Here is a 16355-nt window from a genome sequence, read left to right as displayed (position 1 = left end):
GTCAGACTACGCGAAGGGTCACCGATTAGCTCATCTGGCACTGCCCACGGTAACCCTTTCTTGACGTCAGCCGGCACGCAACCTTTCCAGCACCCCGAGAATGCCCAGCAGCGGGTCCGTCCGAAGGCTCCCCGACGTCATGTGGGCGGCCGGACGGGGCTCGGCGGTCGCGGCACACGTCCCGTTCTGCCGCGGCAGCGTGCCATCCCTCAGGTACGCCGCCAGATGCCCGTCCACACACGGGCTCCCCGACAGCGACACCCCGTGGTTGCCCCCGTCGTCCACCACCATGCGCGCCCTCGGGAACGCCTTGGCCATCTCCAGCGCCCCCTGATACGGGGTCGCGGCGTCGCTCTTCGACTGCAGGATCAGGAACGGCGGCAACTTCGCCGACCCGTGCACCTTCACCGGCGTCCCGCCCTTGACCGGCCAGAAGGCGCAGGGGGCGTTGAACCAGGCGTTCGGCCAGGTCAGGAACGGCGCCCGTTCGTGCATCGCGACCATGTCGGTCCGCCAGGTGTCCCAATGCCGCGGCCACCGGGCGTCCCGGCACTGAACGCCCAGGTAGACGGCGTACCCGTTCTCGTCCTCCGCGTCGTTCTTGGCCTGCTTCTGATAGATCTCGGTCAGGCTCTTCACGTCGCCGTCCCGTACGTAGGAGGACCAGACCTGGGCGAACGTGGGCCAGATCTTGTCGCTGTACCCGGCCATCGTGAACAGGTCGTCCAGCTCACTCGGCCCCACGACGCCCCCCGCCGGATGGGACCGCAGCCGGTCGCGCATGGCGTAGTAGGCGAAGGAGGTCTGCTTGGCGGTGGCGCCCAGCTTGTACACGTCGTGGTGGCGGGCGGTCCAGGCCAGGAAGTCGCGGTGGCGGCGCTCGAAGGCGCGGTCCTGCTTGAGGTTCGACTCGTACCAGACGCCGGTCGGGTCCACGGTGCTGTCCATCACCAGCCGCTTGACCCGGCTCGGGAAGAGGGTGGCGTACACCGCGCCGAGGTAGGTCCCGTACGAGTAGCCCAGGTAGCTGATCTTCTCCTCGCCCAGGGCCCCCCGGATCCTGTCCATGTCCCTGGCGGAGTTCTCGGTGGTCAGGTGCGGCAGGAACCAGGACCAGAAGTGCCCGCACCGCTCGGCGTACTCGGCGGCACGGCCCAAAAGCACCTTCTCCTCGGCCTGACCGTGCGGCACCTGGTCCGGCCGCGGCGCCTTGTAGTACGTCTCAGGATCCACACAGTGGATCGACGGCTCGCTCCCCCCGACGCCCCGCGGATCGAACCCGACGATGTCGTACCGCTCGGAGACGTCGGCTGGCAGGGACGTGGCCACGAACTCGGCCAGATTCCTGCCCGACGACCCCGGCCCCCCAGGATTGACCAGCAGAGTGCCGAGATGATTGGCGTCCCTGGACACCTTGGCCCTGACCCTGTTGAGCGCGATCGTGATCGATTGCCCCATGGGCACCCGGTAGTCGAGCGGCACCCGTACGGACGCGCATTCCACCGCCGCCGACGCCGTCTTCCCCGCCACCTTCGGACAGGCCCCCCAGACCACCGCCGCCGGCGCCTTCCGCCCGGCCACCGCCGCCGCACCATCCGCGCTGACATTCCCGGCGATGAGCACCACCAGTCCGGCGACAACCCCAACTACCCGCTTCACCCGGCCCCCTTCACTGTCATAGGCCTTGCGATGCTCCCGTAAGCAACCGAGCGGTGACGCTGGGTATAGCGAAACGCTTGCCAATCTGTAATCGGACCATTGCAAGCGGTAACGGATCTCAGACGGCTACAGTCGTGGAGCGAATGAGGCCAACCCGTCGATGATCGCGGCACTGCTGGGCGCGTTACACGGTCCTGGATGCGGAGCAGCCGTCCCTCATATGGCTCGCGCAGCACTCCATCGCGCCGCCCAGGAATTGGGCGAATGACCGGTTCCGGCCGGTCGGGCGAGCGATCAACCCCAGCTCAACCGCCTTCTCCAGGACGAGCGGCGCATCCGACTCCCGATACCGCCCCCCTGAAACCTCAGCCTTCACTGGCACGGACGATCTTCTCGACCTTGCTCCTGGAGATCGCCGGAATGAGCGACGAGCCGTCGTCGCCTCGCTCGCACACGATGAGTTCCTCTGGCTTGAGCCGGTCGGCCAGCGCCGGCGAATGCGTAGCGATGATGAACTGTGTCCGCTCACCTGCGTCACGAACGCGCTCGACCAGCAGCTCCAGCGCCTGAGGGTGAAGCCCGTGGTCGATCTCCTCGACGCAGGCCAATGCGGGCGGGTTCGGGTCGTGCAGCATCGCGAGCAGCCCCAGGAGCCGGATGGTTCCGTAGGAGGCGTCCGACAGCGGCGTAGGCTCGCGCAACCCCCGCTCCCGCAGCATCCCCAGAACGGTCGGCCCAGCGTGTTCGAACTCGATGGCCTCCAACTGAGGCAACACCTCAACCGCATCTGCCTGCAACCGCTGCCATATGTCCGGTTCGTTGGCGCTGAGCCAGACGAGGAAGGTCGAGAGGTTGGATGCGTCGTTGGCGATCCCCTCGCCGAGCCTGATCGGTGCCCGACTCGGCCGCGTTGCCGCAGGGACATCCACCTCGAAGACCCGGAGGCTACCCAGCAACCTTGCGACTTGACCCGTAATCCGCGCGAACCTCTCGTCATGAAGCCTCGGCAGTGTAGACAGCCCGCTACTCGCTGCTTGAATGCCGATCTCCTCAGCGTTCGTCTTCTCCATCGAGAGCGGCTCAGGAGACCGGGTTGGGTCCGCCTCGGCACGTGTGGTCGCCGCTATGTCCGAGACTGTGATCGTCTGCAACAGGTGCCGTTCCATGCTGGACCGGAAGATCTCTTCCCGGGCGAACGGGGCCCCTGCGATCCGCAGGTCGTACTCGTCCTGTTGGTCTCCCGGCTCCGACGACCACGATCCCTTGATTCCGATTCGGATGTGTTCCGGATCTGCGGCGCCGCCATGAAAGACGAGACGCTCGAACCCACCACGCCGGTCCAGCGCGGGAACAAGATCCGTGTGCACGATGTCGGCCAGGAACCGGAACACTTCCAGGACATTGGTCTTGCCCGCACCGTTCGGCCCGACGAGCACGTTGACCGGTCCAAGCGGCAGAGTCACCTGCCGCAGGCTGCGGAAGTTCTCCACTTCCAGAGAGAACAACCGATGATCCGCCACCGTGCCCACCCGCCCCACCTCATCGGCTCCACCAGCGGCAACAAGGCTACGCGTGCTCACGGCCGACGTCGTACCGCAAGCCGCGAACCCGCAGCGTCCAAGTTCATGGAGCTATACGGTGGCGAGGGCCTCATGGAATGCCTTGGCGTCAGCATGATCCGGCCACCGATCGAGCAACTCCCCGTCAAGGATGCGCAATTCGCGCTGGATACGCGCCGAGCTGGTCTGCGCAGCGGCACTTAGAGCTTCGCGCCCAAGATACGCGGCCTGGGTCGGGTCTTTATCGGCTTGAACGACCGCCACTGCCAGTTTCGCCGTTAGATGGCCACGGTCACGCACCAGCGTGGGGGACAGTCTGTGAATCTGCTTCTGCAAAATGTGGACCGCCTGGTCGGCGCGGCCTGCCGCGCGATAACAGACCGCGGACTGCTCCTGCAGAGTGTCGGCGTCGTAATGATAGAGGTAGACCGGCAGGTGCGGATGGCTGGTGTGTGGGTGGTCACGCAACGTTTCGGCGGCGTCGTCCAGGAGGTTGAACGCCTGACCGTGCTCGCCGAGCATGGCCAGGCCGCGCGCCTGCTGCTGGGCAGCCAGCGCGTTCAGCTTCGGCTCCAGCTCTGCGGGACGGCGGCGCGCGGCGGCGGCGAGCTGTACGACTGCGGCATAGTCGCCGGTCAGACATGCGATGTTGCTCTGGCGGACCAGCATGTAGGCGGCCATCTGTGTGTCGTCGGCGCATTGGGCCCACTCGGCAGCTCGACGCGTCCAGTCCATCGCCTCGTCGAGCTCGCCGAGGTCCTGGTGAAGCCATCCGGCCATCTCGGCGTACTGCGAGAGCACTTGCAGCAGCGGGTCGGCGTGCCGGGGACCAGCGCCGCGGCGTAGCTCGTCGAGCACTTCGATCTGGGCCAATACCGGACGTAGCAGGCTGCGGGGGCCGAGCATCTTGTCGGCGGTGTAGTGCTCGTTCAACACGCGGCGGAAGTAGTTGATGACCTCGTCGTCCACGCGCGCGGGTTGCTCGATGGCGCGTGAGACGCGCTGGGCCTGCTCAGCGTTGCCGATAGCGGGCAGGACGGAGGAAAGTGCTCCACCGGCGAGCAACTGCGCGAAGTGTCGGCGTGAGATCTTCACTGTCACCATCCTGCCATCCGAGGTCTGCATGTCCAGGATGACGGGTTCGCCCTGGCAGGTTCCAGGGGCTTGGGTCACCAGTGGGGTTGGGCCGTCGCCCTGTCGCAGTGCGGTGATCAGGCCGCCTGCACCGAGTGCGCGGTCGAGATCCTTGACACGGTCCACAGGGATGAGGGAAGTGCCTTGTTCAGCACGGGCGATCTGCGTGTAGTCGTAGAACGTGATCTTCGCGAGTTCGCGGAGTGAATAGCCGCGCTGCTCACGGAACTGGCGCAGGACCGGCCCGAACGCGTAGGCCGCGGCGTCGGTGTCGTCGTTGCGGTCCATCACGAAACCTCCTCGCCCGCCCCGCGTTGGTTTCTTCCCCAACACCAGATCCCTAGGCGGGCCAGCATCGGCTGGGTGACGATCCGTACATGCGGATGATCGGAGCGTAACCTGCGCGCCAAGGTAGCGCACGGTTTAACGCATGACCGTCACCGCTACGGCACACCCGCGAGTCACGAACGTGGAGATCTAGTGAAGAGAGCCGACATGCGCACCCAACTTGTCGAATTCGCCGTCCCCAAGCAGCCTGTCATCCACGGCCGCCACATCGACGCCATGATCGACCTGAGCCCCGGTGGCCTTATCTGGCGGCGTACGTTCGCCGGAACCCCCGGCCAGATCCCCGAGGCCCGCCGCTTCGCCCGCTATCTCCTGACCGACTCCCCGCACCAGGACGACGCCGAGCTGATCGTCTCCGAGCTGGCCACGAACGCCCTCAGGCACACCAGCAGCGGCCGTCCAGGCGGCACGTTCATCGTCGAGATCTCCCGCACCATCACGACCGCCACCATCGCCGTGTACGACTGCGGCTGGGGCGGTGTCCCGCGTTTCGGCATCCCGCAGCGCACGAGCGCCAGGCACAGACGGGGCCTGGCGATCGTCGAAGCCACAGCCCATCGCACGGGGTACGAGGGAGATGACGCGACCGGGCACAAGGTGTGGGCCCAACTCCAGGCTCACACCTCATTGAATTGAACGGGTCAGCCCACGGTGACCGTCGGGGCGGAGTCCTCCTCCAGGTCCACCTCGACGCCCATCTCGTCGGCGAGCCGCAGCGCCTCCTCGATCAGCGTCTCGACGATCTGCGACTCCGGCACGGTCTTGATGACCTCGCCCTTGACGAAGATCTGCCCCTTGCCGTTCCCCGAGGCCACCCCCAGGTCCGCCTCGCGGGCCTCGCCAGGACCGTTGACGACGCAGCCCATGACGGCCACCCGCAGCGGCACCTTCATGCCCTCAAGGCCGGCCTGGACCTGCTCCGCGAGCGTGTAGACGTCCACCTGCGCCCGCCCGCACGACGGGCAGGAGACGATCTCCAGGCCGCGTTCCCGCAGACCGAGGGACTCCAGGATCTGGGCGCCGACCTTGACCTCCTCGACGGGAGGGGCCGAGAGGGAGACGCGGATGGTGTCGCCGATGCCCTCGGCGAGCAGGGCGCCGAAGGCGACGGCGGACTTGATGGTGCCCTGGAAGGCCGGGCCGGCCTCCGTGACGCCCAGGTGCAGGGGGTAGTCGCACTTGGCGGCCAGCAGGCGGTAGGCGTTGATCATCACGACCGGGTCGTTGTGCTTGACCGAGATCTTGATGTCGCGGAAGCCGTGCTCCTCGAACAGCGAACATTCCCAGAGGGCGGACTCCACGAGGGCCTCGGGCGTGGCCTTGCCGTATTTCTGCAGGAGGCGCGGGTCGAGGGAGCCGGCGTTGACGCCGATGCGGATCGGGACGCCGTGGTCGGCCGCCGCCCGGGCGATTTCGCCGACTTTATCGTCAAATTTCTTGATGTTTCCGGGGTTCACCCGGACCGCGGCGCAGCCCGCGTCGATGGCGGCGAAGACGTACTTGGGCTGGAAGTGGATGTCGGCGATCACCGGGATCTGGGACTTCTTGGCGATGATCGGCAACGCGTCGGCATCGTCCTGGGACGGCACCGCCACGCGGACGATCTGGCAGCCGGAAGCCGTCAGCTCAGCGATCTGCTGCAAAGTGGCGTTGACGTCGGCGGTCACCGTCGTCGTCATCGACTGCACCGACACGGGGGCGTCGCCGCCCACGGGCACACCGCCGACCATGATCTGGCGTGAGTGACGGCGTTCGGCGAGCGGCTTGGGCCGGATCGACGGAATGCCGAGAGCTACAGGAGACATTTCAACCCTTACTGTGACGACGCTTTCCAGTTTAGGTAGTTATCGGGAGTGCCCGGCTGTGAGTTCGGCCGCACGGGCCCTGGCCCAGGCATCGGCCGCCAGCACCTCTTCGACGGAGTCGGCCGGGGTGACCTGGTGTTCCTCCACGACCTTGGCCACGGTGTCGACGATGGCCAGGAACGGCAGGTTTCCCTGGATGAAGGCATCCAGACACGCCTCGTTGGCCGCGTTGTAAACGGCGGGCGCGGTGCCGCCCTCGCTGCCGACGTGCCTGGCCAGCGCGACCGAGGGGAAGGCCGCGTCGTCGAGGGGCTCGAACGTCCACGTGTGCGCCATGGTCCAGTCGATGGCCCGCGCCGCGCCGGGGATGCGGCCGGGGTGGCCGAGCGCGAGCGCGATCGGCAGGCGCATGTCGGGCGGGGAGGCCTGGGCGATGGTGGAGCCGTCGACGTATTCGACCATGGAGTGGATGATCGACTGGGGATGCACCACGACCTCGATCCGGTCGAAGCCGAGGTCGAACAGCAGGTGAGCCTCGATCACCTCCAGCCCCTTGTTGACCAGGGTCGCGGAGTTGACCGTGATGAAAGGGCCCATGGACCAGGTGGGGTGGGCCAGCGCCATCTCCGGCGTGACGTCGGCCATCTCCTCGCGCTTCATGCCCCTGAACGGCCCGCCGCTGGCGGTGATCACGAGCTGCTTGACGCACGAGGGGTCGTAGCCGTCGGGTCCGGCGGCCCACAGGCACTGCTGCACCGCCGAGTGCTCGGAGTCGACCGGGAGGATCTGCCCCGGCCGCGCCAGCCGCTTCACCAGCGGCCCGCCGATGATCAGGGATTCCTTGTTGGCCAGCGCGAGCGTCCTGCCCGCCTTCAGCGCGACGAGCGTGGAGGTCAGCCCGAGCGCGCCGGTGATGCCGTTGAGCACGGTATCGCACTGCCACCCGGCCACTTCGGCGACCCCTTCTGGCCCGCCGAGCACGACGGGGCCGGCTCCGTGCGCCCGCAGCGCCTCCTTCAGCGCGGGCACGGCCGAGGCATCGGCCACCGCCACCACCTCGACGCCGAACTCCGCCGCCTGCCTGGCCAGCAGGTCGACCCTGCCACCCCCTGCCGCCAGCCCGGCAACCCGGTAGTCGCCGGGGTTGGCGGCGATGACGTCGAGGGCCTGGGTGCCGATCGAACCTGTTGAGCCGAGCACGATGACGGAGCGGAGGGTCTCTGCATGCACGTGTCCATTGTCCCCGCTGTGCGGCGCGCTCGGGCACGCGGCACCGGTCATCCCAAAATTCTCCACCTTATGTGACGCGAGATAACACAGTTAATTATGTCGGAATATCGCTATATCGGAATGCGCAAAACTTGAGAAATCTGGCTATTGAGACGGCTATCTTCCCAGGTCACGCCCGGTTTAGGGAGGTACGTAATGCACCGCCGGTCGCGCCCACCGCCATCCTGCCACTCACGGGCCCAGCCCGGACCCCGAAGCCCGCCCAGCACGCCGCCGCCACCGACACGGCCTCTACTCCACCACGCCGGGCGGCAACGCCTCCCGCTCCGGTACGGGGTGACCAGCCTCCGGTACGGGGTGACCAGCGCCAGCACAAAGCACGAACGCACTCTGAGTAATTTACCGAAAGTAGTCACAAGAACACATCTCGTAGTGCACACTTCGGGGACATGACCTTGAGCACCCCCCTGCTTGCGGCCGCTCCGCTTCTGGCGGGGCTGATCGGCCCCGCGCTCCTCGGCGCGGCTCCGGACCGCGAGCAGGCCGCCATAACCGCCGTACCCGCCCATACGGCCAAACGCAGTGACATCGTCGAACACGTCGCCGCCAGAACCGGCGCCGACCAGCGGCGCGTGCTCGACTACTGGACGCCGGAGCGCATGGCCAAGGCCCTGCCCGCCGGCCTGCTCGACGCCGTGACCGACGACCTGCTGAGCGGCCTGACCAGCCGCGCGGGCATCCAGGCGACCCCGGAGCTGTCGGGCAGGAAGGCCGACCTGTCGATCCCCCGCCACCAGGCCGCCGCCAGGCCCGGCACCGGCACGGCCGGCTCCAGACCCTCCGGCGGCACGGTCGGCGCCCGCTGGATCACCGGCGGCCAGGTGGCCAAGACCACCGGCCGGGTGTTCATGACCGTGGGCGGGGCCGACTTCGTCTGCTCGGCCAGCACGGTCAAGAGCGCCAACAGGGACGTCGTGGTCACCGCGGGCCACTGCGTCAAGGACGGGGCCGGCGAATGGGCCGGGAACTGGACGTTCGTCCCCGGTTACGGCATGGCCGGCGAGCACCCGTACGGCCAGTACACCGCCCGCCGCATGTTCGTCGCCGGCCCGTGGTCACGCAGCGGCGACGACAACTACGACGTCGGCATGGTCGCCCTGGCCACCTCGCGCGGCAAGCACGTGGCCGACGCGGTGGGCACGCAGGAGATCGCGTTCAACCCGGCCCGCGGCGGGCAGGCGTTCGGCTTCGGCTACCCCGCCGACCCGCCGTACGACGGCGGCCACCTGGTCTACTGCGCGGGCCGGCTCAAGGACGACCCGTACGCCCAGACCCGCGACCAGGGCCTGGGCTGCGACATGACCGCGGGCGCCAGCGGCGGCCCCTGGATGTCGAAGTTCGACGCGGCCACGGGCAAGGGCACGATCATGTCGCTGAGCAGCTTCAAGTACAGCGACGACGAGCGAACCATGTACGGACCGTATTTCGGGGACTCGGTCAAGGCTCTGTTCAACACGGCGGAACACGCCTGACCCGGCGGGCGCCCCCTCCGGTGCCCGCTGGGTTCAAAGCGACAGACCCGTCAAAACCATGACCTTCTCGTACGTGTAGTCCTCCATGGCCGAGTGCAGCCCCTCGCGCCCGACCCCCGAGTCCTTCACCCCGCCATAAGGCATCTGGTCCGCCCGGTACGACGGCACGTCGCCCACGATCACGCCGCCCACCTCCAGCTCCCGGTTGGCCCGGAAGGCGGAGTCCAGCGAACGCGTGAACACCCCGGCCTGCAGCCCGTACGCGGAGTCGTTCACCATCGCGTACGCCTCGTCGATCGAGGCGGCCGGCTGGAGGATCATGACGGGCCCGAAGACCTCCTCGCAGGCGACCTTGGCGTCGTGCGGCACGTCGGACAGGACCGTCGGCGCCACCGTGGCGCCCTCCCGGGTGCCGCCCGCCAGGACCTTGGCCCCGGCGGCGACCGCCTCCCCCACCCACTGCTCGACCCGCTCGGCGGCGGCCAGCGAGACCAGCGGGCCCACCTGGGTCTTCTCGTCGGCCGGGTCGCCGGTGACGAGGGCGGACACGGCGGGCAGCAGGCGCTCGACGAACGCGTCGTACACCGGCCGCTCGACGATCACCCGCTGCACGGCGATGCAGCTCTGCCCGGCCTGGTAGTTGGAGTAGAGGGCGATGCGCTGGGCCGCCCAGTCGAGGTCGGCGTCGGCCAGCACGACCGCGGCCGCGTTGCCGCCCAGCTCCAGCGTCACGTGCTTGCGCGGCACCTGGTCGGCGATGGCGTAGCCGACGGGGGCGGAGCCGGTGAACGACACCACGGGGAGCCTGGGGTCCTGGACCAGGGCCGAGGCGCGGTCGTTCTCGATCGGCAGCACCGAGAACATGCCCGCGGGCAGGTCCGTCTCGGCCAGGATCTCGCCCAGCAGCAGCGAGGACAGCGGGGTGGCGGGGGCGGGCTTGACGATCACCGGGGCGCCGACGGCGATGGCGGGGGCGACCTTGTGGGCGACCAGGTTCAGCGGGAAGTTGAACGGGGTGATCGCCAGCACGGGGCCGTGGGGCACGCGCGACACGTACGCCAGCCGCCCGGCCGCCGCCGGTTCGGTGTCGAGCCGCTGCACGCCGCCCGACCAGCGGCGGGTCTCCTCGGCGGCGAAGCGGAAGGTGGCCACGGCCCGCCCGACCTCGCCCCTGGCCCAGAAGATGGGCTTGCCGTTCTCGGCCGTGATGAGGCGGGCGATCTCGTCGGCCCGTTCCGCGAGGCGGCGCGAGACGTGGGCCAGGGCCTCGGCCCGTACGTGCACGGGCAGCGCGGCGGCCTGTTTGGCCACCGCGTGCGCCGCCGCGACGGCCTCCTCGATCTGGGAATCGGTCGGCACGGAGTGCCGGCCGATCTCCCGGCCGTCATGCGGGTTGGTGACAGTCAGCTCGGTGTCCCCGGTCGCGGCGCGGCCGGCCAGCCAGAAGGTACGCACGTCCATACCCACGACGTTATGCCAAGGCGTGAACCGGGGATTTACACCACGATGCACAAGACGCTCATGGGGGCTCGCCGTTAAGTACAAGCCCCGTTTCATACCCAGGATGTAACAGAACTAGACCTAATTCGGGATGTTTACCATACGGAGTGGTTTGAGCGATCTCCGCCATGGCTAAGTCACCGGGTGCGGGTCTCCAGCGCGGCGGGCCCCCGATCTGAAAGGCGTGGGCCCCGTGACCGAACACCGTGAGGTCACAAGGACGCATACCTGCTCCTTGGCCACGAGGGAGGCCTCATGACCTCGGTGCCGCTGGGGCTTCAGGGCGCCTATCTCCTGGGTGAGCGCGCCGGCCATGACGAACTGCGCGCCCGCCTGCTGGACGTGGCGGTGAACCTGCTCCAGAGCGACGGGCCCGAGAGCCTGACCATGCGCAGGATCGCCGCGGAGGCCGGCTGCACGACGACCGTCATCTACACGATGTTCGGTAACAGGGAGGGCCTGGCCGAGGCGCTCTATCTGGAGGGGTTCGAGCGCTTCCGCCGGATCCTGGAGGCCGTGCCGCAGCGGCGCAACCCGTTCGAGCACCTGAACGCGCTCGGCCCCGCCTACCGTCAGGCATGCCTGGCCGAGCCCGGCTACTACAGCCTCATGTTCGAGCGGGCCATCCCCGGCTTCGAGCCAAGCGAACGCGCCAGGACCCTGGCCAGGGCCGCACTGAACATTCTCGACCGCGTGATCGCCGACTGCATCTCGGCCGGTTACCTCATCCCGACGCAGCCCCGCAAGATCGCGGACGCGCTGTGGGCGGCGGCGCAGGGAGCGGTCAGTTTGGAACGCGCCGGGCACCTGCGCGACGGTCGCACGTTCGAGGCGGTGACCACGGCGGTCATCTGCTGTTACCTGGTGGAGAAGGGGGAGTAGGCGCGCGGCCGGCCGCTTCCATGGCCAGCCACAGCTCCGCGCGTACACCCGGGTCGTCGAGGTCGCGGCCGAGCAGGTCGGCGACGCGTCTCATGCGGTAGCGCAGCGTGTGCCGGTGCACGCCGAGCCGCTGCGCCGCCGCGTCCCAGTGGCCGTTGCTGTCCAGGTACGCGCGCAGGGACTCCACCAGGTCCGCCCTGGAGCCGTAGGTGGTGAGCGGGGCCAGGATCGCGGCCGAGAACGCCTGGGCGGCGGCCGGGTCGAGCAGGGCGAGCAGCCCCTGACCCGCCAGCTCCCCGAACCTGACCACGCCGCCGCGGCCTTTGGCTGCTTCCAGTGCGCGTCTGGCCTGGTCGAGGGCGTTGGGCAGGGTCGTGTATCCGGACGGCAGGCTGAGGCCCGCGGGCGCCTCCGCGCTCAGCGCCGCCTCCTCCGCCACGAGCGCGACGGCGGTCCGACCGTCGTCGGCCAGGGCCGCGAAGGCGTGCGCCTCCAGGGCTTCCAGGGCGTCGGCGGGCGCCGCGAGCACCACCAGGGGGCCCTCCGGGAGTCGTTCACCGAGCGGGCCCAGGACGGCGCGGGCGTGCTCCTCCTCCCCCGCCAGCAGCATCTCCAGCACGCCGACGCGCAGGCGGCGGGCGGCGGCGAGCTGGGTCCTGCCCTGCTCCATGGCCAGCGTGAGCAACGACCCGGCGGCGTTGATCACCGTGTGGGTGACGGGTGAGAAGGGGTGCTTGGCGCCGACGGCGAAGAAGCCGCGCGGGCGCGTGCCGCCGCTCAGCGGCTGCACCACTATGTGCTCGCCCGGCCCGGACAGCGCGAGGCTGGAGGGCAGGCGGGCGTCGGCGGGCTCGGGACGGCGGCCGCCGCGCGGGCGGGCGTCGGCGGGCTCGGGATGGCGGCCGACGCGAAGGCGGGTCAGCTCGGCCGACACCGCCTCGGTCTTGGCGCCGCGCGTGGCGTGGCGCACCTCGCCCGACTCCTCCAGGAGCGCCGCCCAGCCCCCGACCTCCTTGGCGAGCCGGTCGATGACCGCGTGCATGCCCTCCGGCCGCAGCGCCGCGCGCGTGAGGCGGCCCTGGGCGGCGAAGGCGCGGCTGATCTCCTCGTACTGCTCGGCGGCCAGCAGCTCGCTGACCGCCTTGCCGACCGCGATGAACGGGGTCTCGCGCGGCACCTCCAGCAGCGGCAGCCCGGCCTCCTCCGCGGCCTCGACCAGGGCGGGCGGGACCTCCTCGTGGGAGACGCCGACGCCGAAACCGAGACCGGCGACGCCGCGGGCGACGAGGCGGGCGACATAGTGGTACAGGTCGCCTTCCATGCGCATGCCGGTGGTGAGGAGCAGCTCGCCGCCTTCCAGGTACGGCGTGGGGTCCGCCAGCTCGCTGACAGCCACCCAGCGCACCGCGGCGTCCAGCACCCCGGGCGCCGAGGTCCCGGCCAGTGGCCGGAGGTTCATGCGGCGCACGACGGTCTGCAACGAAGGCGGCATGCGAGATTTGTCCATTCCGGCAAAGAGGAGCACTCCTAGTGTGACATATCGACGTATCGGCGCAGGTTGGCGCCCGCCGTAGCGTCAGACCATGAGCATTCCCCAGGAGCGGCGCGTCGTGACCGCGATCCCAGGCCCCAAGTCGCAGGAGCTGCTGGCCCGCAAGCAGGCCGCCGTACCGCCCGGCATCGGCACCACCCTGCCGATCTTCGTCACCCGCGCCGGCGGCGGGGTGCTGCAGGACGCCGACGGGAACTCGCTGATCGACTTCGGCTCCGGCATCGCCGTGACGAACGTGGGCAACGCCGCGCCCAAGGTCGTCGAGCGCGTCCAGAAGCAGGTGGCCGACTTCACCCACACCTGTTTCATGGTCACCCCCTACGAGTCGTACGTGGAGGTCTGCGAGAAGCTCAACGAGCTGACGCCGGGTGACCACGAGAAGCGCACGTTCCTGGTGAGCTCGGGCGCCGAGGCCGTCGAGAACGCCGTCAAGATCGCCCGGCACGCCACCGGCAGGCAGGGCGTCGTGGTGTTCGACCACGGCTACCACGGGCGCACGCTGCTCACGATGACGCTGACGGCCAAGAACATGCCGTACAAGCAGGGCTTCGGGCCGTTCGCGCCAGAGGTGTACCGGGCGCCGCTGGCCTACCCGTTCCGCTGGCCGGGCGGAGCGGAGAACTGCGCGGAGGAGGCCGCCGAGCAGGCCATCGACCTGATCACCAAGCAGATCGGCGCCCAGAACGTGGCCGCCGTGGTGATCGAGCCGATCGCCGGCGAGGGCGGGTTCATCGTGCCGGCCAGGGGGTTCCTGCCGCGGATCGCGGAGTTCTGCCGGGCGAACGGGATCGTGTTCGTGGCCGACGAGGTGCAGACGGGCTTCGCGCGGACGGGGACGTTGTTCGCCTGTGAGGACGAGGGCGTCGTCCCGGACATCATCACCACCGCCAAGGGCATCGCGGGCGGCCTGCCGCTGGCCGCCATCACCGGGCGGGCGGAGATCATGGACAAGGTGCACGCCGGCGGGCTCGGCGGCACGTACGGCGGCAACCCGGTCGCCTGCGAGGCCGCGCTCGGCGTGCTGGAGACCATCGAGGCCGAGGACCTGGTCGCCAAGGCGCGCCGGATCGGCGAGATCATGCTGCCCCGGCTGGAGGCGCTCAAGGAGCGCTTCGGCGTGATCGGCGACGTGCGCGGGCGGGGCGCGATGATCGCGATCGAACTGGTCGAGCCCGGCACCAAGGAGCCGAACCCGGCCGCCGTCGCGGAGATCGTCAAACGGTGCCACGCGGAGGGGCTGCTGGTGCTGACGGCGGGCACGTACGGGAACGTGTTGCGCTTCCTGCCACCCCTGGTCATCCCCGAGCACCTCCTGGAGGAGGGCCTGGGCATTCTGGAGAAGGCGATCGCCGAGGTCTAGACGAAAACCAACCAAACGGGCATCCAGCTTGAGGCTGGATGCCCGTTTTGTGGTGTAACAGGCGTCACTCGGGTAGAGAATTCACCCTGACTTGACGCTCAGCTAGACGCTCGCGGCCTCGGTCAGGGTTATAACGGTTCCGACATACGGAGGGGCGATGGCTGCTGGGAGCGTGATGAACTGGGGTCCGACCAGAACGGCGCGGAGTATGTTGACGTTCGACCCTGAGGGCCTGACCACAGCCCAGCGCGACGGCGATGCCTGCGTGGTCTGCCACAAGAGGTGGCCACGGCCCCGGGTGCGCGTCGGCCGCCTGCCCGACGACGCCGCCGTCCTCGCCTGCGCCGACTGCTCAGAAGCGCTCCTGCCCGCTCCCATGGCCACCGTCGTCGCCTTCCCGTCCCGCTGATCTTCCATCATCCGTTACGCGGCGCCGTGGCCCGCCACCCGCCGCACTCCGGCTGACGACCCTCCAGGAAACGCCCTCTGAACCCTTCAGCGGCGAGCCGCCGCTACGCGAGCCCACGTTGCCCGGTCACGTGGTCAGGAGCAGACGAGACGCCCCGGGACGGGGGGAAGGCCCGGGGCGCCTCTGGCGGGCCTGGCCCAGCGGGGGGAAGGGCAGGTCCGCGGCACGGTCACGTGGGGATCAACGGCCCCCACCACCTACTTCGCGAGTTCGCGCCACCGATCCGTCCAGGCGGCGTAGTCAGTGCATTCCCCGTCCTTCGCCCCGCAACCCCCGGGCGGCCGCACCGCGAACTCCACCCGGTCGAGCGCCTTGGACTCCCCCACCCCGTACGTCTCGCACATCGCCTTCGCCCGCCCCTTGCACGCCTTGTCGTTGGCCGGCGCCATGCCCGCCCAGGCGGCCGCGTCGCGTTGCGCGTTCGCCGCGGTGACCCAGTTGAGCCACCGGTAGGCGCAGGTGGTGTCGGGCAGGTTCGCGCCGAGCATCCAGGAGTCGACCCACCCGGTCGTCCTGGGCGTCTGGAGCACCTTGACCGGCTTGCCGGCCTTCTGCAGGAGCAGCCGATAGTAAGGAGTGACCTGCGCGTAGTCGAGCGCCCCGGTGGCGAACCCCTTGACCAGGTCGATCGGATTGCGCCAGTAGGTGCGGTCCTTGTTGCGCTCCAGCATCGCGACTGCCTTGTCGAGGTCGGCCTCGCTCAGCTCGTATGGCTCCTTCACGGACCCGTCGGCCAGGGCCGCGTCGGCGATCGTCAGCGGGTTGTCCCTGAGCGCCGCCCGCTCGGAGGCGAAGAGCTGCTCCAGCCCCCCGCCCGTGACCTTGGTCGAGTCGTAGATGAACTCGTCGTACGCCCACAGATAGGGCACTCCATAGACCTTGCCCGACACGGTGGACATGTCACGGAAACGCTTGTCGAGATCGGTGTATCCGCTCACCTTGGCCGGATCGATGGCCTGCACCTGCTTGCGCTCGATCAGGTCCCCGGCCAGCACCGGCCCGGCGGTGATCACGTCGTAGGGGCGCTGCCCGACGCGGTCGGCCATCTCCTCGGCGCTCTGCACGGTGTCGAGCCGCGCGATCCGGCAGCCGGTCTCCTTCTCGAACGAGCCCACCCAGTTGACCCGGCCGCTGGTGCCGCCGTACTCGGCGTACCCGCGGTAGGTGAGGATCTGGAGGGTGCCGTCGCTCTGGGAGGCGCTGGGAGAGGGCGTGGGGGACGGCGTGGGGGACGGTGAGGGCGTCGGACGAGCCGCACCCATGCCGGCGGTCAGCGCCGTCACGGCGAGCGCCATGGCATAAGTACGACGACGATTCACGTTGTC

At 69.1% G+C, this 16355-nt stretch carries 13 protein-coding genes; 5 read left to right on the top strand and 8 right to left on the bottom strand.

Annotation, left to right across the window (positions count from 1 at the left end; all coding sequences use genetic code 11):
* Positions 1–66 precede the first annotated feature (66 nt).
* The 3 genes from ACFPZ3_RS44870 to ACFPZ3_RS44860 form a co-directional block, all read right to left on the bottom strand.
* Positions 67–1659, bottom strand: coding sequence for an alpha/beta hydrolase (locus tag ACFPZ3_RS44870; RefSeq protein WP_379520510.1), 1593 nt, complete (start codon positions 1657–1659; stop codon positions 67–69).
* 365 nt (positions 1660–2024) lie between these two features.
* A complete protein-coding gene (locus ACFPZ3_RS44865) occupies positions 2025–3188 on the bottom strand; it encodes an AAA family ATPase (protein WP_379520509.1) in 1164 nt (387 codons plus the stop codon).
* Between the two features lie 102 nt (positions 3189–3290).
* Positions 3291–4640: a helix-turn-helix domain-containing protein gene (locus ACFPZ3_RS44860; RefSeq protein ID WP_379520508.1), complete on the bottom strand. Its 1350-nt coding sequence runs from the start codon at positions 4638–4640 to the stop codon at positions 3291–3293.
* 207 nt (positions 4641–4847) lie between these two features.
* On the opposite strand from ACFPZ3_RS44860, the gene ACFPZ3_RS44855 reads away from it, so the two are divergent.
* Positions 4848–5336, top strand: a complete 489-nt coding sequence (locus ACFPZ3_RS44855; RefSeq protein WP_379520507.1) for an ATP-binding protein — start codon at positions 4848–4850, stop codon at positions 5334–5336.
* Between the two features lie 5 nt (positions 5337–5341).
* Here the strand turns inward: ACFPZ3_RS44855 and ispG are convergent, their stop codons facing one another.
* Both ispG and dxr read right to left on the bottom strand, forming a co-directional pair.
* Positions 5342–6505 (bottom strand): flavodoxin-dependent (E)-4-hydroxy-3-methylbut-2-enyl-diphosphate synthase, encoded by a 1164-nt coding sequence (gene ispG, locus ACFPZ3_RS44850; RefSeq protein WP_379520506.1) that lies wholly within the window; start codon positions 6503–6505, stop codon positions 5342–5344.
* Between the two features lie 39 nt (positions 6506–6544).
* Positions 6545–7708 (bottom strand): 1-deoxy-D-xylulose-5-phosphate reductoisomerase, encoded by a 1164-nt coding sequence (gene dxr / locus ACFPZ3_RS44845; protein WP_379520586.1) that lies wholly within the window; start codon positions 7706–7708, stop codon positions 6545–6547.
* Positions 7709–8184: 476 nt separating this feature from the next.
* On the opposite strand from dxr, the gene ACFPZ3_RS44840 reads away from it, so the two are divergent.
* Positions 8185–9267, top strand: a complete 1083-nt coding sequence (locus ACFPZ3_RS44840) for a trypsin-like serine peptidase (protein WP_379520505.1) — start codon at positions 8185–8187, stop codon at positions 9265–9267.
* Between the two features lie 33 nt (positions 9268–9300).
* Here ACFPZ3_RS44840 and ACFPZ3_RS44835 read toward each other — a convergent pair whose 3' ends face one another.
* Positions 9301–10728 carry an aldehyde dehydrogenase family protein gene (locus tag ACFPZ3_RS44835; RefSeq protein ID WP_379520504.1) on the bottom strand — a complete coding sequence of 476 codons (1428 nt, stop codon included), beginning with the start codon at positions 10726–10728 and terminating at the stop codon, positions 9301–9303.
* Positions 10729–11022: 294 nt separating this feature from the next.
* On the opposite strand from ACFPZ3_RS44835, the gene ACFPZ3_RS44830 reads away from it, so the two are divergent.
* On the top strand, positions 11023–11649 hold the full coding sequence (locus ACFPZ3_RS44830; protein WP_379520503.1) for a TetR/AcrR family transcriptional regulator: 627 nt from the start codon (positions 11023–11025) through the stop codon (positions 11647–11649).
* Here the strand turns inward: ACFPZ3_RS44830 and ACFPZ3_RS44825 are convergent.
* Positions 11615–13141, bottom strand: a complete 1527-nt coding sequence (locus ACFPZ3_RS44825; protein WP_379520502.1) for a PucR family transcriptional regulator — start codon at positions 13139–13141, stop codon at positions 11615–11617. The two genes, ACFPZ3_RS44830 and ACFPZ3_RS44825, sit on opposite strands and share 35 nt — an antisense overlap.
* A 91-nt stretch (positions 13142–13232) precedes the next feature.
* Here ACFPZ3_RS44825 and gabT point away from each other — a divergent pair, with 91 nt between their 5' ends.
* Positions 13233–14561, top strand: a complete 1329-nt coding sequence (gabT, locus tag ACFPZ3_RS44820) for a 4-aminobutyrate--2-oxoglutarate transaminase (protein WP_379520501.1) — start codon at positions 13233–13235, stop codon at positions 14559–14561.
* Between the two features lie 208 nt (positions 14562–14769).
* Positions 14770–14970: a hypothetical protein gene (locus ACFPZ3_RS44815; protein WP_379520500.1), complete on the top strand. Its 201-nt coding sequence runs from the start codon at positions 14770–14772 to the stop codon at positions 14968–14970.
* A gap of 257 nt (positions 14971–15227) precedes the next feature.
* On the opposite strand, the gene ACFPZ3_RS44810 is transcribed toward ACFPZ3_RS44815, so the two are convergent.
* Positions 15228–16349 carry an extracellular solute-binding protein gene (locus ACFPZ3_RS44810; protein WP_379520499.1) on the bottom strand — a complete coding sequence of 374 codons (1122 nt, stop codon included), beginning with the start codon at positions 16347–16349 and terminating at the stop codon, positions 15228–15230.
* Between the last annotated feature and the right edge of the window lie 6 nt (positions 16350–16355).

Source organism: Nonomuraea insulae, assembly GCF_042656245.1.
This window is presented reverse-complemented; position numbering and strand designations above follow the sequence as displayed.

What these genes read in the sequence shown, in the direction of transcription:
- ACFPZ3_RS44840 (WP_379520505.1), top strand. Translation starts at nt 8,185, where the DNA reads ATGACCTTGAGCACCCCCCTGCTTGCGGCCGCTCCGCTTCTGGCGGGG.
- gabT (WP_379520501.1), top strand. Translation starts at nt 13,233, where the DNA reads ATGAGCATTCCCCAGGAGCGGCGCGTCGTGACCGCGATCCCAGGCCCC.
- ACFPZ3_RS44825 (WP_379520502.1), bottom strand. Translation starts at nt 13,141, where the DNA reads ATGCCGCCTTCGTTGCAGACCGTCGTGCGCCGCATGAACCTCCGGCCA.
- ACFPZ3_RS44815 (WP_379520500.1), top strand. Translation starts at nt 14,770, where the DNA reads ATGTTGACGTTCGACCCTGAGGGCCTGACCACAGCCCAGCGCGACGGC.
- ACFPZ3_RS44830 (WP_379520503.1), top strand. Translation starts at nt 11,023, where the DNA reads ATGACCTCGGTGCCGCTGGGGCTTCAGGGCGCCTATCTCCTGGGTGAG.
- ispG (WP_379520506.1), bottom strand. Translation starts at nt 6,505, where the DNA reads ATGTCTCCTGTAGCTCTCGGCATTCCGTCGATCCGGCCCAAGCCGCTC.
- ACFPZ3_RS44835 (WP_379520504.1), bottom strand. Translation starts at nt 10,728, where the DNA reads ATGGACGTGCGTACCTTCTGGCTGGCCGGCCGCGCCGCGACCGGGGAC.
- ACFPZ3_RS44860 (WP_379520508.1), bottom strand. Translation starts at nt 4,640, where the DNA reads ATGGACCGCAACGACGACACCGACGCCGCGGCCTACGCGTTCGGGCCG.
- ACFPZ3_RS44855 (WP_379520507.1), top strand. Translation starts at nt 4,848, where the DNA reads ATGCGCACCCAACTTGTCGAATTCGCCGTCCCCAAGCAGCCTGTCATC.